This window comes from Roseburia sp. OF03-24, from assembly GCF_003463035.1.
Classification (GTDB): domain Bacteria; phylum Bacillota; class Clostridia; order Lachnospirales; family Lachnospiraceae; genus Roseburia; species Roseburia rectibacter.
In genome coordinates this window covers 1,273-26,840 of the sequence record NZ_QSCK01000011.1, presented here as the reverse complement: position 1 = coordinate 26,840, position 25,568 = coordinate 1,273, and the positions used below count along the sequence as shown (strand labels likewise).

20 protein-coding genes and 4 pseudogenes are annotated in these 25,568 nt (G+C 38.3%); 15 read left to right on the top strand and 9 right to left on the bottom strand.

What is annotated here, in order from left to right; all coding sequences use genetic code 11:
• Positions 1-16: 16 nt before the first annotated feature.
• The 8 genes and pseudogenes from DXA60_RS07085 to DXA60_RS07045 form a co-directional block, all read left to right on the top strand.
• Positions 17-310 (top strand): annotated as a pseudogene (locus DXA60_RS07085) (YjdF family protein); the annotation flags it as partial.
• Position 311: 1 nt separating this feature from the next.
• The gene (locus tag DXA60_RS07080; protein ID WP_117510411.1) at positions 312-497 is read left to right on the top strand and encodes a cysteine-rich KTR domain-containing protein; all 186 of its coding nucleotides are present in this window, start codon (positions 312-314) and stop codon (positions 495-497) included.
• A gap of 507 nt (positions 498-1,004) precedes the next feature.
• Entirely contained in the window at positions 1,005-1,418 is a 414-nt protein-coding gene (locus DXA60_RS07070) for a sigma-70 family RNA polymerase sigma factor (protein WP_117920629.1), read from the top strand.
• Positions 1,419-1,915: 497 nt separating this feature from the next.
• Positions 1,916-2,266, top strand: a complete 351-nt coding sequence (locus DXA60_RS07060; protein WP_002576184.1) for a type II toxin-antitoxin system PemK/MazF family toxin — start codon at positions 1,916-1,918, stop codon at positions 2,264-2,266.
• 79 nt (positions 2,267-2,345) lie between these two features.
• Positions 2,346-2,507, top strand: coding sequence for a hypothetical protein (locus tag DXA60_RS18860; RefSeq protein ID WP_004797315.1), 162 nt, complete (start codon positions 2,346-2,348; stop codon positions 2,505-2,507).
• Between the two features lie 55 nt (positions 2,508-2,562).
• Entirely contained in the window at positions 2,563-4,509 is a 1,947-nt protein-coding gene (locus tag DXA60_RS07055; RefSeq protein ID WP_117920627.1) for a recombinase family protein, read from the top strand.
• A 31-nt stretch (positions 4,510-4,540) separates the two neighbouring features.
• Positions 4,541-4,912 carry a TnpV protein gene (locus tag DXA60_RS07050; RefSeq protein ID WP_117920626.1) on the top strand — a complete coding sequence of 124 codons (372 nt, stop codon included), beginning with the start codon at positions 4,541-4,543 and terminating at the stop codon, positions 4,910-4,912.
• Positions 4,913-5,053: 141 nt separating this feature from the next.
• Positions 5,054-10,891 carry an ATP-binding protein gene (locus DXA60_RS07045; protein ID WP_117920625.1) on the top strand — a complete coding sequence of 1,946 codons (5,838 nt, stop codon included), beginning with the start codon at positions 5,054-5,056 and terminating at the stop codon, positions 10,889-10,891.
• 117 nt (positions 10,892-11,008) lie between these two features.
• Here the strand turns inward: DXA60_RS07045 and mobQ are convergent, their stop codons facing one another.
• The 6 genes and pseudogenes from mobQ to DXA60_RS07015 form a co-directional block, all read right to left on the bottom strand.
• Positions 11,009-12,718 carry a MobQ family relaxase gene (gene mobQ, locus DXA60_RS07040; RefSeq protein ID WP_117920624.1) on the bottom strand — a complete coding sequence of 570 codons (1,710 nt, stop codon included), beginning with the start codon at positions 12,716-12,718 and terminating at the stop codon, positions 11,009-11,011.
• A 137-nt stretch (positions 12,719-12,855) separates the two neighbouring features.
• Positions 12,856-13,077, bottom strand: a complete 222-nt coding sequence (locus DXA60_RS07035) for a DUF3847 domain-containing protein (protein WP_117767619.1) — start codon at positions 13,075-13,077, stop codon at positions 12,856-12,858.
• Positions 13,078-13,247: 170 nt separating this feature from the next.
• Positions 13,248-13,427, bottom strand: a pseudogene (locus DXA60_RS19740) (ATP-binding protein); the annotation flags it as partial.
• A pseudogene (locus DXA60_RS07025) lies at positions 13,423-13,764 on the bottom strand (replication initiator protein A); the annotation flags it as partial. The pseudogenes DXA60_RS19740 and DXA60_RS07025, both read right to left, overlap by 5 nt.
• Before the next feature lie 18 nt (positions 13,765-13,782).
• On the bottom strand, positions 13,783-14,166 hold the full coding sequence (locus DXA60_RS07020) for a hypothetical protein (RefSeq protein ID WP_015560111.1): 384 nt from the start codon (positions 14,164-14,166) through the stop codon (positions 13,783-13,785).
• Positions 14,167-14,169: 3 nt separating this feature from the next.
• Positions 14,170-15,087, bottom strand: coding sequence for a ParM/StbA family protein (locus DXA60_RS07015; protein ID WP_117920623.1), 918 nt, complete (start codon positions 15,085-15,087; stop codon positions 14,170-14,172).
• 220 nt (positions 15,088-15,307) lie between these two features.
• Here DXA60_RS07015 and DXA60_RS07010 point away from each other — a divergent pair, with 220 nt between their 5' ends.
• The 5 genes from DXA60_RS07010 to DXA60_RS06990 all read left to right on the top strand — a co-directional run bounded on the left by DXA60_RS07010 (position 15,308) and on the right by DXA60_RS06990 (position 19,864).
• Entirely contained in the window at positions 15,308-15,982 is a 675-nt protein-coding gene (locus DXA60_RS07010; protein WP_117920622.1) for a response regulator transcription factor, read from the top strand.
• Entirely contained in the window at positions 15,970-17,148 is a 1,179-nt protein-coding gene (locus tag DXA60_RS07005) for a sensor histidine kinase (protein WP_117920621.1), read from the top strand. The genes DXA60_RS07010 and DXA60_RS07005 overlap by 13 nt, the downstream gene beginning before the upstream one ends.
• Positions 17,149-17,264: 116 nt before the next feature.
• On the top strand, positions 17,265-18,335 hold the full coding sequence (locus DXA60_RS07000; RefSeq protein WP_117920688.1) for an ABC transporter permease subunit: 1,071 nt from the start codon (positions 17,265-17,267) through the stop codon (positions 18,333-18,335).
• Positions 18,332-18,988 (top strand): transporter, encoded by a 657-nt coding sequence (locus tag DXA60_RS06995; RefSeq protein WP_243006803.1) that lies wholly within the window; start codon positions 18,332-18,334, stop codon positions 18,986-18,988. Before DXA60_RS07000 ends, DXA60_RS06995 begins: the two co-directional genes overlap by 4 nt.
• 3 nt (positions 18,989-18,991) lie before the next feature.
• The gene (locus DXA60_RS06990; protein ID WP_015540931.1) at positions 18,992-19,864 is read left to right on the top strand and encodes an ATP-binding cassette domain-containing protein; all 873 of its coding nucleotides are present in this window, start codon (positions 18,992-18,994) and stop codon (positions 19,862-19,864) included.
• A gap of 37 nt (positions 19,865-19,901) precedes the next feature.
• Here DXA60_RS06990 and DXA60_RS06985 read toward each other — a convergent pair.
• Positions 19,902-22,147 (bottom strand): annotated as a pseudogene (locus DXA60_RS06985) (tetratricopeptide repeat protein).
• Between the two features lie 249 nt (positions 22,148-22,396).
• Here DXA60_RS06985 and DXA60_RS19445 point away from each other — a divergent pair.
• Positions 22,397-22,531 carry a hypothetical protein gene (locus tag DXA60_RS19445; RefSeq protein ID WP_004844681.1) on the top strand — a complete coding sequence of 45 codons (135 nt, stop codon included), beginning with the start codon at positions 22,397-22,399 and terminating at the stop codon, positions 22,529-22,531.
• Between the two features lie 46 nt (positions 22,532-22,577).
• On the opposite strand, the gene DXA60_RS06980 is transcribed toward DXA60_RS19445, so the two are convergent.
• Both DXA60_RS06980 and DXA60_RS19175 read right to left on the bottom strand, forming a co-directional pair.
• Positions 22,578-23,186, bottom strand: coding sequence for a GNAT family acetyltransferase (locus DXA60_RS06980; protein ID WP_117767773.1), 609 nt, complete (start codon positions 23,184-23,186; stop codon positions 22,578-22,580).
• Complete coding sequence (locus DXA60_RS19175; protein ID WP_009245306.1) at positions 23,179-23,364, bottom strand: hypothetical protein; 186 nt, start codon at positions 23,362-23,364, stop codon at positions 23,179-23,181. Before DXA60_RS19175 ends, DXA60_RS06980 begins: the two co-directional genes overlap by 8 nt.
• A gap of 337 nt (positions 23,365-23,701) precedes the next feature.
• On the opposite strand from DXA60_RS19175, the gene DXA60_RS06970 reads away from it, so the two are divergent.
• On the top strand, positions 23,702-25,393 hold the full coding sequence (locus DXA60_RS06970; protein ID WP_117920620.1) for a recombinase family protein: 1,692 nt from the start codon (positions 23,702-23,704) through the stop codon (positions 25,391-25,393).
• Positions 25,394-25,568 lie beyond the last annotated feature (175 nt).

Here is a 25,568-nt window from a genome sequence, read left to right as displayed (position 1 = left end):
ATAGAATTAAGTATAGTATGAGGTCTATGATTTTCTGCTGAAGAATTGGCATAAATTGAAATTCAGTCCCCCGATCCAGATCGAAGTAGTCATAGAGCGAAAAATCAATCCCAAACGAATGCAGCGCGAAATTCAAAGTCAACTGCAAGATAAAGGCATTGGCACAAAGGCACAGCAGGCGTTGAAACTCCAGCATGAGCAATGTAAGCTGGAACGGAAAACCAAGAGCCGTGAGCAGAAAGAGGCTGAGAAAGACCGTCAGTTTGCCATACGGCAGGAAAAGAAGAAAGCCAAGCACAGAGGAAGATAACATGAAGATAGAATGGATTTTATGCCCCTTTTGCGGCAGCAAAACGCGATTGAAAATCCGCGATGATACAGTACTGGAAAACTTTCCGTTATATTGTCCTAAATGCAAACATGAAACCCTGATTACGGTAAGAAAACTAAATTTATCCATCGTTCAAGAGCCAGACGCACAGACGCAGAGCCGATAATACACAAGGTAAATTCACTTGTGGTTATCGGTCCTTTTTTATTTCAATATACGACGAGAGCCTGCCCCGCCCAATGGGGAAAGAAAAAAACCGTAGCTGGGCAGGTTGATTTTGTGCGCTTACTCTACTTACTTTGGCGGCGGTTTTGAGAAATCAGAGCCGCCGTTTCTTTGCGTTTACACAAACCTATAACGACTTGCAGGGACACGGTAGCCGATTGGAGGTTATTTTGCCGTGTCTCGTTTGCTTTTTCAAAGCTCACATGATCTACATCAGTTAAAAAAAGCATTGCTCCTCCTCCGGGCAAGTATAACATTGCATCGGCATTATCGTTCCATGTAATTCAGTATAATAATGGCTGTTCTTGGCGCGCCAGTTTTCCCTCACGGAAATCTGGCGTTTTTTGTTGCCATTTTTTCGGAGATGACCCGGTTGTCTGCCGGTGTCGGTCTCCGCCTCCATTCGATTCACCCGTCAATCACCCGTGAATCGAAATGGAGGTACATAATGAAGAAAATTAACCTTCGGGAACTTTATCCTAATGTTTATACAACAGACTTTTTTGTAGATGTGACAGAGGAAGTAATGGAGACTATTCGAGCAGCTGAACGTGCGGAAGCTGCTTATGACCGGAGGATGTATCGCTATAAGGCGTACTACTCCCTGGACTGCGACAACGGCATTGAAAATGCGATTCTGATGAAGCACCAGACACCGGAGATGCTTCTGGAGGAAAAACAGTTTCAGGAGCAGGTCTATGCCGCTGTGATGAAGCTGCCGGAGAAACAGGCAAAGCGAATTTATGCCCGATACTATCTGGGAATGACGGTAAATGAAATTGCCGAAGTAGAAGGTGTAGACCCAAGCCGTGTCCGAGACAGTATCCGCCGTGGATTAAAGCAGCTTGTAAAATATTTTTGATAAAATTTCATTTGATGCGCCTGTTTTTTGCCTTTTTTGTCAGTGTTAATAAGAAGGACAAGTTTTCCTCCTTCATCAGTACATTGACAATCGAATAGACAGCACAACAGGTACATAACCCATGTACGAGCGAATATGAAACGCCGCGAAGATGGAGCAGTCAGGGAGGTGATGAAAGAACTGCTTCGGAGCGATCTACGATTTCATAAAACGGATTGTGGCAGATTTGGCGCGATGACTGCATGGGGGCTTAAAGATACTTCCTCACGGCCCGCCAAAGACTTGGGGGGAACCCTGCGGCACACGATACGAACGATGCTGCGGAGTTATGACAGCCGCGCCAGCGGAGACCTGTTGTGTTCCCATCGTCAGGGGGCGTGGCAAATATGACGAGTAATCCGAACAGAATAACAGTAGCCGCACCAGGTTTTTATCCGAAGATTTCTTTCAGACTGGTGCGGCTATTTAAGTATTAAGATATTAAGGAGGCGAGAGTGATGTTTGAAAAATTCCATCGAGGTGACATATATTCGGCTGATTTAAGCCCTGGTATCGGATCTGAACAAAGTGGCTCTCGTCCTGTACTCATTCTTCAAAATAATGTGGGAAATTGTTTCAGTCCTACGATTATTATTGCAGCAATTACCAGTGTAAGCAAAAAAAGCAGAAAGTTCCCCACGCATTACCACTTAAATGACAGATGCGGTTTGGTGAAACCATCTGTTGTTATGCTAGAACAGATCAGAACAATCGACAAGTCGAGGTTAAAAAACTATATTGGTCATCTAAACAAGGATGACATGGAAAACATAAACAAGACGCTCTTGTGCAGTCTGGGGATTACATAAAAGTGCCGAAAGGCCGTATCATTTTCAGGCTGTGCAAGTAGAGTTATAATTTCGTTAGGAATTGCGGAGGTGATTCTGAATGGAGAATATCCAGAATAAAAGCGCATTGATTCCTTCAGATGAAATCCGGTCAGAAGAACTTCTGGCGGAACAAAAATTTGAAGCGTTTATCACTTCGCTGGCACATATCATCGAGAAATATGGTATGAGAGTGCTGGGCGAGGTTGACGGAGCTGCGTGAGAATCGCAGCTTTACATAGGATATTTTCCAAAAGTAAATTTTGGAGGTATGAATTATGAACCGATATGGAAAACGCTGTGTTTTGTATCCGAGGGTCAGCACAGAGATGCAAGTGGACGGATACAGCCTGGAAGGTCAAAAAAATATGCTGACACGATTTGCGGATCGTGAGGAAATGATCGTTGTTGATACTTATGAAGATGCCGGTAAATCCGGTAAATCCATTGAGGGACGGCCTGCCTTTCAAAAAATGCTCAGAGATATTGAGGATGGCTTGGACATTGACTATATTTTAGTGTATAAGCTGTCACGGTTTGGTCGTAATGCAGCAGATATACTTAACTCTTTGGAGTTGGTTCAATCTTATGGTGTAAATCTGATTTGCATAGAAGAAGGGATTGATTCCTCTCAGACAAGCGGAAAACTTTTGATTTCTGTACTATCTGCTGTGGCTGAGATTGAGCGTGAGAATATTATCGAGCAGACGATGAACGGGCGGCGCGAAAAGGCACGGCAGGGTGGATGGAATGGTGGCTTTGCTCCCTACGGATATACACTGGAAGATAACAAGCTGATGATTGAAGAAACAGAGGCTGTGGCAATACGGAAGATTTTTGAATTATATACTTCATCGGAAATCGGTTTGGGTGGTATTGCGAATCAGTTGAACTTACAAGGTATACGGAAAATTCCGAGGCAGAATGGCACATTAGAGGATTGGACAGGACATTTTATTAAACTGATATTGGATAACCCGGTTTATTGCGGTAAAATTGCTTATGGACGGAGAACGAAGGAAAAAGTCAAAGGCACAAAAAACGATTACCAGATGAAAAGAAATGACGATTACATTCTGACAGAGGGACAGCATAAAGGAATCGTTAGTGAGGAGGTATGGGAAAAGGCTCATGCCAAGCGTCTTAGAACCGGAGTAAAGCAACCGTCAAAAATTGGGCGGGATCGAGTTCATTTGTTATCCGGTCTGCTGAAATGCCCGGTTTGTGGAAGTCCCATGTATACGAATAAACACGCATGGACAAATAAAGATGGCACTTACAAAGAAATTTACTATTATGTATGTAGCCGGAATAGGATGGTTCGGGGTAAGCATTGTGAATATAAGGCAATGCTGAAAAAGACCGATATTGAACCGATGGTCATTGAGGCAATTCGTGAGATCGTAAGGAATGAGGAATATGCCCAAGCCATTAAAAAACGGATTGGCGTTCAGATTGACACGAAAGCAGTGGATAAAGAATTGGAGGGTTATCAGATAAAGCTGAAGGAAGTTGATCTGAATAAAACAAGATTGGAACGGGAAATTGACAGTCTCCCTGCTGATGCAAAATACCGGGAACGAAAGCTCCATGATATGACCTTGCGGTTAGATTCCCTATATGATGTCATTGTTGAGCTGGAGGAAAAAATCGAAGATGCCAGACTTCGGCGAGATGCAATTAAGCAGCAGGCAATTACTCTTGAGAATATTTACAAAATCATGGTGAATTTCGACTGCGTTTATAATATAATAAATGACGAAGAAAAGAGAAATGTGGTCACAGCCTTGATTAAGGAAATTGAAATTTACAGGAATGACGAGTCTGAATATCCGCTAAAGCGGATTGGTCTGAACTTTCCGGTGTTCAAGGATGGCGGGGAAGTTACGGAGCTTTTGTGGGACAAAGGGAATACCGTTGAAACGGTAGTTCTTTTGTCCCGACAAAAGCTGGATGACACCATAGAGATCGACCTGGACCTGGATGAGCTGGATGCCACCAGTGCCGAGTTGAAAGCAACCTATCAGGAAATCAAAGATTATGTGCTGAAAGAATTTGGCTTGAAGGTTTCAAGTTTATATATTTCTCAGGTAAAACGCAAATGTGGAATTGAAGTGGGAGAAAACTATAATCTTCCAAAATCGGAAAATGCAAGAGTTCCACAATGCCCGAAAGAGAAAGAAGATGCTATCAAGGCTGCCCTGAAATATTATGCGATGATCTAAGGACATCGCTGATTTCAAGGAGGAATAACACATGAAAAGCACATTTGAAAAAATGGGTGGAACCTACACACTTGGCGCAGACGGAATTTACTATCCGAATCTTGTCAGTACAAATGAAGAACCGCATTATGGGAAATACGGAATGTTGCGGAAAACATATCTGAAAGAGCATCGTCCGGCAATGTATTCACTGTATATGTTGGAAGACAGATTGACAGAACATCTGAATGCGGTGGACGATGAAGTGCAGGAGAGAATGGATATTCTGGTGCGTCAGATGATGGAGAGGCAGGGCATTACAGAAGAATTGAAAGCTTGTGATCAGATGGAATGGGTCAGAGCGGTAAATAATATCCGAAATGCAGCAGAAGAGATTGTGTTAAAAGAATTAGTGTATATTTAAAGCGTGGAAAGCTCCTTCGGGAGCTTTTCAGTGTTTGTAAGAGCTTATATAGAAAATGGGGTAAGAAGATGGTATGATATTGATAATAAGGGAAGAATTGAAAAGTTAATTTACTTAGTGTTAAGGTGAGGAGGTCATTAAATGCAGAGTCCAATCCATGAAGGATATGAATATCAGGATTATTTTACTGTTTCGATAATCCTACAACTAATGCTTAAACAGACAGATGCTGAAATAATTATTGATCGTAAGGATTTTAGTGGAGATAAATTTGATGATCTAAAGGTGAAGACACCTAATGGTACTACTGAATTTCAGATTAAGTATTCTGATGATGAATATTCCCATAAACTTGCTAAAGATGACTTCGCAAATGGAAATGGACATGATACGGCATTATGCGATCTTTTTGCTTCTTGGAAAACGAGAAAAGAATCTGAAAATGATACTCAGATAAAATTGTGCCTTGCGTGGAATAGGCCCGATGATGATGATCCGATTGTAGAGTTTTTGAAACCTATTCAAGAACAGGCTTTGCCTTTTTCAATTGTTGCATATTCGTTTGATGGCGAGGGGTTTTGGCCAGTGGGAAATCTACCGCCAAAAACATGGAGAAAGTTTAATTTGGCGGTTAAGTCAGGGCTCATCGATAGAGAAGCCTTTTTATCATTTTGCAATGAACTTACGATTATTCTGGAAATGCCAAAGGCAAGTCTTGATTTAAAAAATCCTGGCGGAATAGAAAATGTAATTATTCGGCAAGCTGAGAAATTGGGCGTAGGAATATATCCAAATGATAATCTAAACTTAGAAGAAGTTATTTATAAGCTTGCTACGGAAGTGAAGCGTTCCAGAGCGATGGGGAATAGACTTTATATCAATACGTTAATGGGACGCCTTGGATTTATAAGGGATTATGGGAAATTCGACCAGAGATTTCCGGTAGATTCAGCGCATAAGGTTATGCTTGACGATGAGATTGAAAGTCTGCACAGAGCAATTCGTGATTCAAAACGTGTTATTATTACTGGTAATCCTGGTTCTGGAAAGTCTTGGCTTGTCGATGAATACATAGATAAACTTGAGAATGATGACAGTAAAGTTATTCATTATAATTGCTTTCAGTCATTGCAGGACACAAATAGTCTAGAGAGAATACGTGTAACTTCTTTATATGGTAATCTAGTTTCACAGATTGTGGAACAATATCCAGAATTAGTAGAGCATAAGAATACAATGTTGGGTGCTGATAAAGCAGAGCTTGAAAATCTGCTTCGACTTATTGGAGGGGAATTTTATTTAGTAGTAGATGGTCTAGATCATATCTCCAGAGAATATGATCTGCATAAAGATCTTATTTCACGTTCAGAAACTGAAATTATTTCGGAATTGTTGGAAATTCATTTTCCTGATAACTGCTATGTCACAATAGCATCGCAACCAATAGACGCACTGGATGAATTCAAAGCCAATAGTTACTGTATATTTAAAATTGAACCATGGGGTATTAAGCAAGTGAAATCCTTGATGGCGACCTTTCAGATTGCTGATGATACTATTAAAGGAGATGATTCATCAATAAGTGAATATCTACTTAAGAAATCTCAGGGAAATGCGCTTTACCTCAATTATATCTTGCGTCAGTTACGAAACTCAAATGTAAATAAAGAATTAATTGACGGAATACCAGATTACGATATCAGTTTATCTGAGTATTATTCCTATTTGTATAAAAAGATTCATAATAATCGCACAGTTAATGCACTTTGCGGGGCAGATTTTTATCTTAGTCTAAATGATTTAATGGAGATTACTGGAGATGGAGAGTTTGTAGAGCAAGATATATCGATGCTTCATCCATTATTGGCGGAAAACGTGTTAAGTGGTGGTTTTTCAATTTATCATGAAAGTTTTCGCCGGTTTGTATTATCTTCATTAGAAAATAGAAAAGTTGATATAGAGAAAAATGTTTATGGTATTCTTACTGATTGGCTACAGGAGAAACCGTTTTTTAAATTTGACAAGTCGTTTTATTATCTTTCGGAACTATTGTATAAGATCAAGAAGGATGCTGAAAATATTGCCTTGATTGACAAAAAATTTGTTCTTAATGCAGTTGCAGAGGGGTATTCTAGAAAACGCATAAGAATGAATCTGAATTGTATTATTCGAAGTGCGGCTAGAATCAGAAATTTAGTTGCGTTGATAACAGCGGGTGAATTATTGGCAATGCTCGATGATATGAACGAATTCGAAAGTACTGGGGAAGAATATTTTCAGGCACTCTGTGATATTAAGGGTGCTTCTAAACTAAATCAGTTAATGCAGATTGATGGAAAACCTAGCTTTGATATGAATACAGGCAAAATTGCGTGTTATATTTCTTCGAAAGCTGGTATTACACCTTGGTGGAAATTGTATTTAGATATAGAGGCTAAGCAGTACAAGATTGAGGAACTTAAATATTATTATAGATATTATCTTGATGAACAAGGAGTTAGTATCATTCCTAAACTTATGGAGGCAATAGAAAAAGAAAAAGCTTCAATAAGAAACCAATGTATTGAGATTGCGTATGGTGAGCTAAAGGACTATATAGAATTTGATGAAATTGCTTCAATTGCGGAAGAGCAACAACTAATTTATTGGAAAAACTATCTTTCATATATTGAGACAGGATATTATCCGCAAAGTGAAATTTCCTTTGAGGTTGCAATTGGAAAATGGGAAAAAATCAAAACATTGAGGATGCCAGGAGAAAAAGATATAAGAATTTTTATAGAATTATTCTCACAAATATATTATCTCGCTGAGAAGGGGGATAGGAAAGTTATAGAGACAGTCTGTTCGGATTGCGAAAATATTAACTGGTTCTATAATTGGATCATCTATTCTGTAAAGATGGCAGAATTATGTGCACACACAGAACAAATGAATTCTAAAATAATCTGTGAATCAGTGATTACTAATTTGGAATTATTGTTACAGGATACGGAAGTTTTCAAGGGAGAACCACGTACTTGTGATTTGTATTTTCTTCAGAATGAGTTAACAAGGTCATATGAACAGGCAATAGAACTGATTGTTCAAAATGGTACTGTTGGTGATCTGGAAAAAGCATTGAGTATTCTCGAACGGCTTGATGATGAAACGGGAACAAGTTTGGATCATACTATGGGAGGTCCATTAACTGATGCTGAATTTTTGGGGGTAATATCTCGCTTTTTGACTATTAATAATTATGAAATTGTAAAACCTTATTTATTAAGGACTCAAGAGAAAATAGAAAAAAATGAGGTATATGATTGCATAGCTGCGGCAAAGTTGCGTTTTGTTAGTCTTATTTCAAAGTATAATCAAACTGAGGCGTTAGAATGTTTTGATATTTCTACACGTTATCTTGTTGCATATGGATATCATAAAGATATAATTCTGTTACAGATTATGGATTCTTATAACGTTTTTTTTGAATCTGTTTCAGGAAATCCAGAGGAGGAACGGGATACAATAACAAAAATGACAATAGCTCTTTGGAATCATACTGATGGAAGAGAAACAAAGCACTTCTTAAACCGCTGGTTTGATAAATTGCTCAAAACAGATTCGAGGTATGCACTTGCATTTCTGTTTGAGTTACAAATTAAGTTTGGAAAAAGCTGGGTTGTGGAAGGTATGTTGCGTTCTGCTATAGAAAAATATTGCAATGATTTGGGCTTTTTGGATATTGTAATTGGACTGATTGAGTCGCTTCCAAATGATACAAGTCCGAGAATAATTGATGCATCCACATCTATATTCAGAACATTAGAGCAGATGTGCACAGGAGCAGATGTTGATGAAAGATTACTAATCAAGTCTCGGATGAAAGAATTTGTTATCAATATCGTTTCAAGATACAATATCCTTGATAATCCTTGGCCGGACAATGATTCGTGGAAAGATGGAAGCATTAAAGAATTTTTATTAACAGTTGAGGCAGCAGGATTTGATGTTTCACAGTATATAGAATATTTCCATATAAAGAAAACTAACGATATGGAAAACAAAGAAGATAAGAAAACAATTGATGTTTTTGAAGCCACTCAAACATGTTTTGAAGCCTTAACTCCAGAGGACGCAAAGAAATGGTTTGAAACACATGATTTAATTGAACGAGACGTACAAGATATCTGTGGATTCCTTAAAAATTATCAGAATGATAAAGGCACTTTACTTGAATTACTAAGATTCATAATTACTAAATCTGGTGGCTGGAGTTATAGTCAGAAGCGTAAGGATATTATTCTGCAAATCATTGGGCGGCTGGAACTGGACGATGAAGAAATGTCAGAAGTTCATATGTTGATGTACCTTTACTCATATGAATGGGGAAGTTCGTTAATTGATAAGGATGAATTTCTCAATAGTATACGACTAAGTTCTGATGTGGGGCGTAATACGTTTTATAGTGAATTACCTGAAGTTATTATTTCACATTCGGGCAGAATTACAAAAGGCCTTTTGGACGCACTTTTTGCATTTGAGTATGATAAAGATATTATTGTCGAGATTTGGAGAAATGTATTTGATATTATGAAACTTCGTTTTCCGAATCTTGATCAGTATACTAGTGATAATATTTTTGAAGAAACGGATGAACTGTTAGAGCTACGAAATTGCTTATTAATGCGGTTTATTGATGGAGGTAAGGAATCGTTTCTGGCAACGTATGCTTATTTGGCGAATGCTGCTGAAAAAGAGAAATTTTCAGAATTTACAGAATCAATAGTGTTTTGTCTAGAACATTATGAACAATATAATCTTGTGACACAAATAGCAATTGCAGATTTAGTAAGGTGTTACGGTTGGTGTCTGAAGGATATGAATATAGATCGGATGATAAGTGCAATTAATGTTGTTTATCCAACTGGAAATTTGCTTCTAGACGTCATATTTTCCGAATTTACAGTGTATAATAGTTATCTTTTGGTGTGTTCTGATAAACATGCACCTGATTATATGGAACAGGAAGATGTTGAGTTTTACTTGGCAGAACAACTATATGATCTTGAAAAAGAAGAGGTTCAAGAAGGAACCGATGAATATGCTGAGAATTCAGTATATAGAGATCCAATTATGCAGGTACTTGATACTTCTGGTATTAATTATATAGAAATTTATAAAAAATTGCATGCGTCAAGGAGATTGAACGATAAAATGCAAGATTTTGTTGGAGGGGCAAGTAAGATTCTTGAAACCAATACTGTGTACAAGTCATATGTAATTCAATATGCGCTCCATGCAATTATTGAAAAAGCTTTTATTGACAGAGAACCCGAGTTGCTTCCACAGACTTTGTTCCGATTGATACCTGATTATCAGGGAATGTATAAATTATTTAAGTGTCGAGATATGCAACCACAAAATCATCTATATGACAAGAATAATTCATGCGAGCCTTTTCTCATAAATAATAAAGATGAATATATTCTAATTGGATGCTCTGAGATAAAAAAACATATCGATTATCACCAGACATCTTTGATATTTGCATATCAAGGAATAGTAGGAGAAGCTGGTGATGAACATCAAATTCCATTCCAACAATATTTAGCCACAGCGGTTGAGGAAGGAGAAATTTATACGATTTTAGATAATCCGGAATCATTGATTGATTTTATTAGAACGCTAGATCGAGAACTAGAAGATGAAGACTATCTATGGCCTGGAACGTCGGTTTCTAAATTACTTGATGTTCATATTGAATTTGATTTTTTAAATGGAAGATATATTGCAATCAATCAGGAAAAGGATGTTGTCTTTATTATGAAAAAATGGTCATCGAGTTACAAAGGTGACAGCGAGTATCATGGAAATGCCATTCCATTATATAGTGGTACTAAGTTGTATATAAAAAAGGAGTATATTGGGATATTGGAGCAACAATTTGGAACACTGATGATGAAAACTTGTGTGCAATCATATACGCAGGATTATTGATTGAAACTGGGCGTATGGAATTGATGAATCCATACGCCGTTTTGAAATGAAATACAGACTTTAGAAAATGCTTTATTTTGGGAAAATGTTTTGCAAGATTATAGTTGTTTAAAGTGATTATAATTCCATACCATGTGCCCTTTCCTTAGTCCGAACAGGCTGATTTTGTCGCATCTCCTGTTTCCTCTGATATTCAAGTTCCCATGCACGATGGGAGAAAACATCAGGATCCTCCACATTGAGATAATCCACCTTATTGGCGGCAATATCACGGCGGTGATAGTCATAATACTTACCAAAAGTACCTTTGAGCTGCTCGATCAGCTTATCCCGGAAATCAGGACGTATCTGGATTCTGGTGTCCAGCAATTCTGTATACTGTTCAGGTTCAGGACGAAATTTTTCTTCCCGGAAAGCGGCGGCATCTTTTTCAAGCTGTTTTTTGAGCGAGATGTCCTGAGAATCTAGGATATCAAGATTGTTATTCATCTGGTCGTATTTCTTGGATAGATTCGTCATATCTTTATCGGTAGAGCATTCTGCCTGGAAGATTAGCTGCTCTTTCCTTGATTTCAGTTCTTCGATTTCTTCGGTAATAGTGGTAAGCTGCTGATTTAATTTTATATGCTGGATGGGATTCAAAATACTGGTTTTACCCTTTTGTACATTCAGTTCTTTCCGTTCCGTAACTTTAGCTTTGAGTTTCTTTTTAACGGTGTTGTATTTATTCAGTATTGGATTAAAATGATTCATCCAGTCATGGATCACTTCTTTTTGCATCTCATTATGAAGTAAATGATACTGTGTAAAAATCATATGATTGCGGATTGCTTCTAACGTTTCAGCTATTATTGGAATAGACTTTTCTACAGCTTCAGCCAGTTTTGCTACCTTTGCTTTTAATTCTCGGAGCATTTTGTTATCCGCACGAATCTGACGGTTGATTTCACAGCGGTCTGCTATCATGCCTTTCTTTTCCATATTCTGGGCAATGTAGCCTTCATGGATGGTTGGCTGTTCGGTGATTCCCTGATCTGCAAAGCTGCGGTGATCAATGGTAGCATTTATCTGATTACGTGCAAGCATTTTATTTACGGCATCTGCCCAGTTTGCCCGCCAGATGCAAAGTTGTTCATCACTGTTCCATTGTTCAGAAATAGGATTCTGTCTGCCATATCGGCTGCTCTTGGAGTGTTTATCAATCCGTTCATATCCTTTTTCCTGTGCAACAGAGGAAGTCAGATATTCTTTCTTTTTCCCAACTTTATAGTGATATTGCTTTTCCCATCCCTGTTTCTGAGCAGTTTTAAATTCAGAAGCAGTAAAGCCTTTTTCTTGCCCGTCTTTTATACAGAGATATTCTTTTTCCGTTTTATACTGCCATGTTCCATTTTCATTTAGTGGTCGGACAGTAAGAAGAATGTGAGCATGGGGATTGTGACCATCTGTATCGTGAATGGCAAAATCAGCACACATCCCCATATTTACAAAGTTCTTTTTAATAAAATCTTGAAGAAGAGAAATATTGCTGTCTTTATCCAACTCAACGGGGAGTGCGACAACAAATTCTCTTGCAAGTCGGCTGTCTTTGGTCTTTTCGTTTTCTTCCACAGCATTCCAGAGTTGTTCCCGGTCATTCCATTTCGATGGAGCCATTGGAGGAAGCATCACTTCCTGATAGATCAGACCCTGCTTTCTGGTATAGTCATGCTGAATGCCGTCATAATCATTGTACATGCGGCTACAGCTCATATAAGCAGAAGCAGCAACAGCAGACCGACCGGAACCACGGCTGACGACTTTGGCTTGCATATGATAAATTGCCATATCTGGCACCTCCTTTCGATGTTGCCTGCAACAGCGGATAAAACCCTCGGCAGAGCGCACGAGCCCCGAAGGAGATACCACTGCCTGATTTATCAGGTGGTGAATAAGTGCGCCCTTCGGGAGTAGAACTTGTGCGTTTACATTCCCCGTAGCCGGATCATCAGCTCCCTTTTCAGGGAATCTAAATCCATTTCTTTAATATGGGGAACAATACTTTCCAGAATGGCTCCTTCCTGGACTAATCGGTGTGTTCTGGCATCACGTTCTTTTTTGCGATTTCTTGCTTCGGCTTCTTCCTGGCGGTGTTTTGCCTGTAAAAGTGCTTTTTCTTCCGGTGTCATGATTCTTTTATCTGCCATATCTGGCACCTCCTTTTTATGCCCGTATCCGGGCGGTTTTAGTTTTAAAATCTTATGCTTTGGTACTATGGTTTTAGATAACTGACAGTGATATATTTCTGGTAATAAATGAGGAAAGAAAGTAGTACCACTGTCAGTGAAAAGTAATCATTGTGTTATACTTCTTCGAGTCAATTCTGGTTCGGAGCATGATTGTTCAACAGGATTTTTTTCGCCTGCTTTAAATTAGCTGTTGCATTGTCCTGACGGATATTCCGGTTATTGATACGGACAGGAATACATCTTTCCAGAATACGGTCATAAATTCGTTTGTGTGCGATATCAGCGGCGTTATTCAGTTCTGATATAGTGGATGGTTTCTTTTGGGAGTTTTACATAAATTCGATTGGGCTGTCCGGGTCCCTGCCGTTTTCGGAAGATAAGCTCCTGTTTTTCCAGTACTGCCAGAGCAGTTTTAATCGTCATCTGGCTTTTGTGGAGAACTTCTGCCAGTGCTTCAATTGTAAAGTAAATGAACACATGACCATCGATATCTGACCAGCCCTCATTTTTCTGGGAAAGCCTTGCCCGGTCGAGCTGGATAATATAAAGCATTTTGGCAGTTTCGTTTATTTCCATGTCCAGAAGGAAACGGGGAAACATCATATAAGATGGCAGGTTGGTGTCTGCTGTCAGAAAGTCCGTCATGTGTTCAACTCCGATCAGTTATTCTCCAAGAAAATCCCAGTCTACATCATTATCCGGCTGTGAATTTTCAGGTGTTGGAAAGGACGCCCTGATTTGGGGCTCCCTTTGCGCCATGCCTACAGTCAGTCCGGAAAGAAAAAGTGGCAATTCCTGTTTCAGACTGTTTTCCACTGCATCTACAATCTGTTTCACAAAAAGTTCTTCCCGTTCTCTTGTTTCCAGATAAGGATCAGCCTGTGTGCGGTAGTAGCGGTCAAAATAATCTACCAGTGCAAGAGAGATTACCTGACTGTAAGATTTAAAATCCTGCCTGTCCATCGTCTGTAAATATTCCCAGGCTCTCCGCTGTTGTTCTTTGTCCAGATTAAAGCGCAGGTTTGTGTTGCGGATATTGTTCTGCATGGTTTATCCCCTCCTTTTCAGGCTCATATAAGCCAGAGATTCGTAACCTTTGGCAGTGGCGCAGATGTCATCAATGATTGTGACTCGTGATTTGTCATACGTTCCGAAGTTACGGATCAGGCATCCACCGCCGCCAACCACATGCAGGCGCATCAGGTCAGGATTATATTCATATTTGCGGAGCGTGGAAAAAAGTTCTGCCACATACTGTCTGGCAATAGAACTGATACAATCCAGATATGGTGCTGAAATGTCAGCTGTTCCAAACCGCAGAATCTGTTCTACTGTGGATTCTTCAATTTTCACTCCGAATTTGTCCAGAACAGCGTTCTTTGCGGCAATCATGCACTGGTTTACACCAAGTTTTTCTGTCCAGCATCGGCTTTCTTGTGCTTTCTTATTGTTAATATACAGAATGTTCATGGTTCCGTTTCCGATATCTGCAAGGAGATTAGTTCTCTTGAAATTTCCAAGGTGGTTTACAATAGCCGGATATCCCTGTGGGTAAAGGCTACATCCCGCAAAGTGGAGATGATATTCTTTGCCGTTGAAACGGTAATGGACTTCTGGATTCTGGAGCAGATAGGAACGAAAAGCTTCTCTTTGATTTCTGATCCATGTAAGAGGAAGTCCGGCAGCCAGATGAACATCTGCTTCACGGATGGAAAAGACATTCAGTTCCCTTGCAATAGCCATTAGCGTCAGAAGATAATATTCTTCGTCCATAGCTTTATCCGGGATAAATTCTTTGTGTCCTTCGCCAATCCGGTAGTAAATGCCGTTATATTCCAGGATATTTCCAGTGAAGATTGGTTCTGTTTCATAGGCTTTGATTCCGGTTGGCGTGACGGTGTTTGCTGTTTTCATATTGCCATAGCCATGATCTACAGCGATGATTTTTGTGTTTTTGAGTTCTCGCATAAAAAATACCTCCGTTTTCGTATTGATTGATTCAGCAGGTCATACCGGTGTGGTACTGCTTTGCTGTGAGATAAGCATACGAAAATCGGAGGTAAAAGACATTGAGTGGAAATTGAGCTGGAATTGAGAAAAAAGATATATTGTGCGTACGTTCTTCATGTACTCTTGTTGTGATTTCATTGTTTTTTATCGTATAATATGGATACTGGAGGTGGTTTGGATGAAATACAAGATTTTAGTTGTCGATGATGATAAAGAATTGGTGAAAATGCTTTGTAGCTATTTTAATATGAAACAATATGAAACCATTACGGCTGCAGATGGAATGGAAGCATTAAATAAAATAAAAATGAAACCGGATATTATTTTATTGGATATCAACATGCCACGTATGGATGGGATTGAAGTATGTCGTCTGATACGCAGTAAAGTGTTATGTCCGATTTTGTTTCTAACAGCAAGAGTTGATGAAGATGATAAAATTAATGGGTTGCTTTCGGGTGGGGATGATTATATTACGAAACCATTTAGTCTTCGGGAGTTGGAAGCAAGGATTGTCACAAACATAAAGAGAGAAGAAAGGCATCAACAAAAAACGGAATACCGTTTCATGGATGAAATGCTGATTGATTATTCTGAAAAAATAGTAGCTATAGCTGGACACAGGATGGAGTTCACAAAAATTGAATATCAAATTATTGAATTCTTATCCATGCATCCAGGGCAGGTGTTTGATAAAGAACGTATATATGCACAAGTCTGTGGATATGATGCGGAAGGGGACAGTAGAACGATAACGGAATTAGTACGCCGTATAAGGAAAAAAATAGCGGATTATTCAGAAAAAGAATACATAGAAACTGTATGGGGGATTGGATACCGATGGAAAAAATAAGAAACTTGTCACTGAAAAAAACAATTCTGCTTTATTTTGTGATCACCTTAACGGCAGCATTTCTGTTATCTGGATTTACAGTTCATTTTGCAAGAAATATGCAGAATAAAATATGGGAAAAATATATTGATTATGCAGATTATACGGACGTGTTTCAGCAATATGGAAAGAAATACGAGATTGAGATATCAAGACCTAATCAATCGCAGATGAACCGTTTGGACCATCATCTTTCGGAAATGTGTGACTTTATGGAAACATATTCGGTACTGATTTTTTCGATTGTTGGGAGTGTTGCTGCGGTATTCTTTTTTTATAAAAATAAGTTAAAGACACCTCTACAGGAACTAAAAGATGCCTCACAAATGATTGCAGATAATGAACTGGATTTTCATGTGTCCTATGAAAATAAAGATGAGATGGGAACTTTGTGTAAAGAATTTGAAATGATGCGAAGTGCTTTAGCAGATAACAACAGAAAGATGTGGCGAATGATTGATGACGAGAAGGCTTTGCGGAATGCAATTGCACATGATATACGTTCTCCACTTTCCATATTGCGTGGGTATCAGGAAATGCTCTTAGAGTTTGTTTCTGCTGAGAGTATAAAAACAGAGGATGTTATTGATATCTTACAAACAGGCATGTATCAGATTGACCGTATAGAGCATTTCACGGAAAACATGAGAAAAATGTCCCATTTAGAACAGAGGGAACTGCAATGCTCAGAGATAGAATTATCGGAACTGGCAAAAAAGATTGAGGCAGAAGCTGCCATGCTGTCCAAGAAGGAAAGTAAATTATGTAAGGTAGAAAGAGTGCAGGAACAAAACATTGTGAAAGTGGATGAGGAACTTGTCATGGAAGTGACAGACAACTTACTGGAAAATGCGGTTCGATATGCACAAAAAAGTATTGCTTTGCAGATAAAGAAAAAGGATGGTTTTCTTATAATTTCTGTTGAAGATGATGGAATAGGATTTGTGGATACTGAGGAAAAAGTAACAGAGCCATTTTATCATAAGAATCCACAAGATGATTTAAAGCATTTTGGCCTTGGTATGTATATTTCTCGTATTTCCTGTGAAAAGCATGGAGGAAATTTGAAAATATATAATGCCAGACAAGGCGGTGCTCATGTAGAAGCTCTTTTCAAAGCTGAATAAAAATACTTTATAAGGCTGAAATCACAAATAAAGTGGTTTTAGTCTTTTTTGTTGTGAATTTATTGAGAATTGATTTGTATGATGTTGTTAAAGAAATAAAGAAAGGAAGAGATACAATGAAAACAATCATAAAAAGAAGTATACTTGATTATTTAAAGAACCCTGTTTTGTGGATTGGCTTGATTATTATAGTTGCCAGTATGTATCAATGTCTGTCATCGTATTTGCAAATTCATTATATCAAACAGAATGAACAGATCACACAAAATGACGTAGCATTGGAAGATGCTGATGTCATGGATGGGTACATTCCCACATCTGATGATAAAGAAAGAAGAAGGGAGTGGGAAGATACGATCAAAGAGACATTAATGGACACCTCCCAAAATGGTTTTGGATTTAGCAGGCAGGAAGCAGATCATGTAATGAAAGAAATTCAGAATATGGATGTAAAGACTGCTTCTGATTTTTTGGAATCCCAATATGGCTATTATAATGCAATATATGCTTATGAGGACCTTGAAATTCATAAGGGGACAGCAGAAGAAATCAATCATTATATCGAGCGGAAATTATCCGAACATTCTTTTTCCTGGTACTTTGCCCAAAAATTTACGGATTTTGCAGGATTGCATATGGCCTTTTTGGCAACAGTCTTGCTATCATTTTTATTTATTCAGGATACACGAAAAAGTACCTATGAATTATTACATACAAAGCCTGTTACGGCAGTCCAATATATATGTGGGAAAGTAATAAGCGGATTCATTAGTATGCTGGGAGTATTAGTGATTTTGAATGTTATATTCTTTATGCTGTGTTTGAAAACGTCTTTAGAATCGGGCTTTTCAGTAACATCAATTGATTTTTGCGTGAATTCTCTGATCTATATTATTCCGAATCTTTTGATGATATGTTGTGTCTATACAATTACAGCGGTAATATTTAAAAATCCGCTTCCGGCAGCACCAATCTTGTTTTTACACATTATATATTCAAATATGCTGACCATGAAGAATGATATTTATTATATGAGACCGTTCTCTATTATGGTGCGATTCCCTGGCAGATTTTTTGAAACACATGTAGCCAAAATGTCAAACATAAATCAGATTATTCTTGTAATTTCATCAGTTATATTAGTATGTATTTCTGTTACAATCTGGAAAAGGAGGAGGGTTCATTGAAAACGGAACTAAAAAACTGCCTGTCGTTATATAAGATTTTTTATTCATGTGCATTTATACTGATATTGTGTGTTATTCATCCGATTATATACTATGAAGAAATCGGTTCAGCAATTCAGTCTCCAATAGCATTTTTAACAATTATTTTTTGTAGTGACACATATTTGATGGAAGTAAAAAGTAAGCGTGCCGATGTATTTCATTTGTATGATCAAAAAAAGCAGTTAAAAGTAATATTGCAGAGAGTGGGCGTTCAAATATTATATTTATTAATACTTTCTTGTGTTGGATATGTTTTGTTTTTCTGGCAAAAACCGGGCAGTGTAAACGAAGGCATTTCGGGTATTCAGATATTTCTTTTATATTTTATTGCAATGTTTGGAACTATCTGGCTTTGGAGTATATGCTCTGTGATTTTGTGTACATTGCTTCGAAATATGTGGGCAGGTATTGGATGTTTATTTGGAATTGTCATTGGACTTATATCAAAAGCGGGAAGTTCATTTTTCGGAAATCTGGGATTGTTTTCTTTCAGCTTTTGTGAACCTACTCAATTAATGTCCGAGAGTTGGATTTATGGAACGCTTGTGTCTTTTATAGCGGGGCTGTTTTTATTTGCAGTATTACCAATGGCTTTAAAGAAAAGAGGATAGATTATGAGTATTAGAATAAATGATTTAACAGTTAGATTTAAAAATGGTGTAGTTGCAGTAAATAAGGCATCTCTTGAAATACCTAAGGGAATTTACGGACTTTTGGGAGAGAATGGTGCGGGAAAAACCACGCTGATGAGGGTTCTTACAACCGTTTTAAAACAAACGGAAGGATTGGTTTCGCTTGATGGAATTCTGTATAACGAGGGAAATTATGAAAAAATACAGAAAAAGATTGGTTATCTTCCACAGGAAATCGACTTATATCCGAATCTTACGGTGAAAGAATGCCTTGTATATATGGGTGGACTATCAGGAGTATCCACAAATGACCTCAAACAAAGAATTACCTATTATTTGGAAAAGACTTCTCTTACAGAGCATCAGAATAAAAAAATGCGGCAATTATCTGGTGGTATGAAGAGACGTGTCGGACTCATACAGGCACTTCTTAATAATCCGGATTTTTTGATTATTGATGAACCTACCACCGGGTTAGATCCGGAAGAAAGAATCAGGATCCGCAATCTTTTGGTTGATTTTTCAAAGGATAGAACTGTGCTGTTTTCCACTCATGTAGTAGAAGATTTAGCAGCAACCTGTACACAGCTTGCCATTATGAAAAAGGGAAGTTTTTTATATTCTGGAAGCGTGAGTGGGTTGCTGGAAAATGCAAAGGGCTGTGTTTGGAATTGTACGGTACAAAATGCAGAAGAAGCCCGTTTGTTAGAAGCCAATTATTCTATATCATCTAAGCAGTATGTAGAAAATGGAATTCATATGAAAGTATTAAGCAAAGGAAAGCCAAATGAGAATTGTGTCCTGGATAATGATATCACTTTGGAAGATGCATATATTTATTTGACGAATAGTTGAATATAACGGCGGGCAAGTTGCCCGCCGTAAATTATGCTTATTTTGTTAAAAGACCGGATAGATTTTTTCCAATGAAAAATCCAATCTGTGGATATAACTCCTGAATTTCCTGATATTTTGCTTCAATCATTTCTGGTTCATCAGCCCAGATCTTTTCATATATTTTGAAAGCTCTTTTAAAATGTGTTTTGGCTTGCGGAAGATTGGCAGTCATCAGATAAATGGTTCCAAGGGTTTCCTGAACTTTGGCATAATCCAGACAGTCATCGGAATGGTATTCCTTGATGATGCCGGATAATTTTTGCAATTCAGAGATTCCTCTTTCGGGTTCCTGCTGTTCTGTCAGGAACATTGCATAATTGGCAATCTGAGGTATGCTGTCATTTATATGAAGCAGGTTAAATTGGTCAAGCAGTGAGATACTTTTTTCCATGTGTTCTCTTGCAAGATCGGGATGACCGTTCATGCGGTAAAGTCCACCGAGATTGGCATGAAGGTTGGAAACAAGGCGAGCATTGTCAGCAGTGATATTTTCTATCTGGGCAAGTGCATCCTTTTCCAGTTTTATTGCTTTTTCTGGCTTGATTTCAAGAGTAGCCTGAAAATCCAGTAACAATGCCCGGTCAGAATCGGTGCCAATGTTTTTTGTCTTTAACAGCCCCGTTAGTTCCTGAATGATTCCATTCATACCTTTGTGGTAGTTATAGTTATCCATGTATGGAAATGCATTTTCCAGAAAAAGCAGATACTTTGGTATATCATCCTTTTCAATCAATTCTATGATATTTCCGATTGTTTGAAATAGCTTTTTGTAATAAGCTACTTCCATTCCATGCATTAAACATATGTGCTGTAAAGAATCCAGTAATATGTGGCAACGAGTTACAGATGGTTTTGTCTCTGAAAGGGTGATTTCCTGAATCATCGGATGCAGAGAGATAGTGCGACGTTTTGTTGTTTGGACAAAACCAGTCTCAATTAAATCGTTGATCTCATTTAGTGTGGGCAATTCCAGCCATTTGGCAAATATACGGGCAGAAATACCGGTGGAAGGAAGAAAGCACATATTACACAGGATATCCTGCTGTTTAAGAGATAAAGTGTATAACGAAAACAGCGTATGGATATGACTGTAATAGGTGGCTTTGCTGCTTTGTCCATCTTTGATTATTTTAATTTTATCTTCGTTATGGAAAGATGCTTTTTCCACCTGAAGTCTTGTTAATAACTGGTCTGGAGTTGAGATTCCATTTTCCAGAAGTTTTGCTGCCAGTTCCACGGCAAAAGTATGAGAGTGAACAGTTTCGATGATCTTTTCAACTGTTGGCCGGTACGTGTCTGCCTCTGAATAAAATACTGATGCCAGCTGGAAGAGAGCGTTCATATCCTCTATTTCTTTTAATGGCAGAGTACAGTATTCATCCAGTTTGCTTCTGGTTGTAAACAAAATCTGACAGCGATATTTTAATACTACTGACAGAAAGCTGTCCTGTGTGGCAGTGACATTAAAATTATCTATGATAAGCAGAGTATCAGATTTCAGGGAACGCAGAAAACGGTTATGTCTTTGAAACCGTTCCTGGTCAGTGCTTTCCGGCGGATCGTCAATAAAATCCATGTCAGTAATATCCTGATGAAGATTGCCGGTATATTCTACATAAAGGATATTGGTGTATTGCTTTATGTACCGCTTTGCGTAGGCTTTGGCAAGTTCACTTTTTCCGATTCCAGCAATTCCGCAAAGAAAAATATGACGGTTTTCCTCAAGCATGGTATATAATTCTTCCAGTTCTTTATCTCTTCCGATAAAATGACGGCATGGTTTCGGAACCTCACTGTCCATAATATAATCCAGCACAATGGGGGATAAAGCTCCTCCGGCGAGTAGCTTCTGATTTTTGGTATTACGTTTGATGAATTGGCGTTCCATGCCAAAAGAAATCAGTTTTGCAAAAACAGCAGTCTTGAACTGGCTGGTTTATATAAGGGAGTCAGATTTTTCTTTTTCGCATCTGAGATGCTGTCATCCTGAATGAATAAAGTGTAAATATCTTGTATAGCCATATTACAGTCAGACATCAGTGGAAGAAGATTCTGGTGGATGGTATGGGCTAACTTTTCCTGATTGGATGGCTTGGAATAGTAAGCGGATATTTTAGGACTGATTTTAGCCTGACCAGTCATCCAGCGGCAAACCAGACCGTTATCCATTGAAAAATCCTGATTTGCCGGATCATCCATAAAATCTTCAAATAATTCGTATAAAAAATCAGGCTGACTCATTTGATTACTTTCGCTGATATGATTTTTTAAGCAAGTGCTAATAGAAGAAAAATCGCATCGATTCAATAGAAATTCCCCTTTCGTAGTTAAGATTGAGTATATCTATCATAGCACGAACATACATTCGATTCAAGAAAATGCGGATATTTTTAAAGTGATTGTGTCAATTTACAATCAATTTCTATTCAATGTGGTTTTCAGGCAGGTTCTGTAAAATAAGCTCAGAACAAACAATAACGGGAGGAGCTTATGCAACAGAATATTGAATTTGAGCGGTGCATTGATTTTCTGGTACGGATGATTGATAAGTACGGCGAAGAAGTCCTCCGGGAGTTGGAGGAAGAAAAACAGAATAAGGAAGAAAAAGAAGCGGCAGTTTCCTGAAATACAAAATGTAAATCAGACTGTCGCTTTTTCATGTACTTTTAAATCAAATAAATTTTAAAAGCTGATGCAGAGTGTGTGGCTCATTATTCTGAGAAACGGTAATACGAGTATCAAATGGCTTGAAATGATTCTGCGTATAAAAGCTCAGAAGAAATTCATTATCTTCGCATTCAAGAAACTCCATAACGCCACCTACGGAATATTTGAGACTGGATATGGTTTCCAGTGCAAATCCCAGTAGAATATTTCCAGGAATTCGTTTTTCCTTTGGAAGAGAATAGTTCTTTCCCAACTGGGCGATCAGGTAAGCTGCGGTAGTATAGGATTGTGTTTCTTCATCCAAAATACTGACACGGGACAGCTTTTTTGCCATTGTCTTGCTGATATTTGAAGCACGGACAGAGATGGGTTTTACTGTAAGTGAAAAATAACCAACCAGTGAAGCATCTTCAGCATCAAATACCAGATAAGTGATAGATTGATCTTTTTTGGTAAACTCAATCGCATTATGTAATAAAAAGTATTCCACATCGGGATTTTTGGGACAAGAAAAATCGGAGAGTAAGTCGTAAAGACTTTCCTCTCCGATATATGTCGGTTCGTCTTTATCCAAATATGCCCGAATATTAACGGTAAAATATTTATCAGACATGTTTTTTCTTCCTTTTTGACATTAAAGCTAAGATTTCCTGTGGGTTCGTTAACTGACGTCCGGGAAGTGTCTGCTTTGGTGTGCGGTCACGGTCAGCTTCGTCAATTGCTGCGACAAAACGCTTTATGCTATTTGGATTGGATACGACAAAATTATGAGTAATACTTGAAGTAGCCATACTAACACCTCCTCTTTTTTGGCTTTTTTGTGTATTTATAGTATATGCAATGTGTGATAAAAACACAATATCGAAAACAAAAATAATTTCTAAATAATTTTCAAGCCGGACATTTATTAGACGCTTCCGGTAAGCGAACAATATTTTCGAGCCAATCATTTATAAGTCGCCAATGGTGGGCGGGCAATATTTTGATAACAGAAATGCTCTGTATCTAATTTAATTATACGATTGGCGAAGAAATGCGTCAATACGGAAAATAAGTATTGAAAATAGTTGGAACAAGTACTAAAATAAGGTTGGGACAATAAAACAGAGTTATACTGCGAGGAAGATTATGAAGAATAAAAAGATTAAATGCGATATATATACCAGAGTATCCACAACCATGCAGGTAGATGGCTACAGTCTGGATGCTCAGAAAGAAAAACTCAAGAGATATGCGGAATTTCAGAATATGGAAATCGTAAATGAGTATTCCGATGAAGGTAAATCTGGAAAGAGCATAGAGGGCAGACCGGAATTCCAGAGAATGTTGGATAATATTGAGAATGGAACAGATGAGGTTCAGTTTGTACTGGTGTTCAAGCTTTCCAGATTTGGTCGTAATGCGGCAGATGTTTTAAATTCTTTGCAGAGGATGCAGGATTTTGGAGTGAATCTGATCTGTGTAGAAGATGGAATTGACAGCTCAAAAGATAGTGGAAAGCTGATGATTTCTGTTCTGTCTGCGGTGGCAGAGATTGAACGAGAGAATATCCTTGTTCAGACAATGGAGGGACGTAAGCAGAAAGCAAGGGAAGGAAAATGGAACGGTGGGTTTGCTCCATATGGCTATGAATTAGTAAATGGAGAATTGCAGATTGCAGAGGATGAAGCGGAAATTATTCGTCTGATCTATGATAAATTTATTCATACCAATATGGGAATCTCTGCGATTGCTGCATGGCTGAACCAGCATGGATATAAAAAGAAAAAACGACAGAATAATACACTGGACGCATTTGCCGCATCATTTATAAAAGGCGTTCTGGATAATCCGGTATACTGTGGAAAGCTGGCTTATGGACGAAGGAAAAACGAGAAAGTTTCTGGTACAAGAAATGAATACCGTATTGTAAAGCAGGAAAATTATATGCTGCACGATGGTATCCATGAAGGGATTGTTTCAGAAACAGACTGGGAGCTGGCTCATCAAAAACGGGAAAAAACAGGTGTGAAATATGAAAAGACACATAGTCTCGATCATGAGCATATTTTATCCGGAATATTGAGATGCCCGTTATGTGGAAGCGGTATGTATGGAAACGTGAATCGAAAGAAAAAGAAAGACGGAACTTTATATAAGGATTATTTCTATTATGCCTGCAAACATCGTCGCCTGGTAGATGGTCATAAATGTGGATATCGTAAACAATGGAGCGAGGAGAAGATTAACAATGCAGTGGAAGAAGTTATTCGGAAGCTGGTGAAGAATCCTAAATTCGAAGAAGCAATTCTGAATAAAATCGGTTCAAGAATAGATACAGAAGAAATAGAAAAAGAGATTGAAGGACTGGAAAAACAGCACAGGCAGCTGACCGGAGCAAAAGCAAGACTTGGACAGCAGATGGATAGTCTGGACATCATGGATAAATTTTATGAAAAGAAATATCAGGATATGGAGACAAGGTTATACCGTTTGTATGATGAGATTGAAGGCGTGGAGAACAGTATAGAAGAAGTCAAGAACCGCCTGTTGAATATCCGGCAACAGAAAATATCAGAAGAAAACGTCTATCAATTTCTTTTATATTTTGATAAACTATATGATAAGTTCACCGACCTGGAGAAGAAAGAATTTCTTAACAGCTTTGTAGAACAGGTGGACATTTACGAGCAGGAGCAGCCAGATGGCAGATTCCTGAAGCACATAAAGTTCCGTTTTCCGGTGTATTTTGGAGACAGGGAAACACAGGAACTTTGTTGGGACAACGAAAGTACCGTTGAGACGGTAGTTTTGATGTCAAAGGTGAACCCTGACAGGTAAATAGAGTGTAGCAGATAAAGGACTTTCTCAGAGGCTATCGTTAAAAGGTATATGAAGTCTTGCGGAAAGTCCTTTTTTGATGCTTGCAAATAGCCAAGTGGGAATTGGTCTACTCGGCAGGGTTGACACTAGTATAGCTGTCAGTAATTAACTCGACTTTTTGACTGGCAACGTA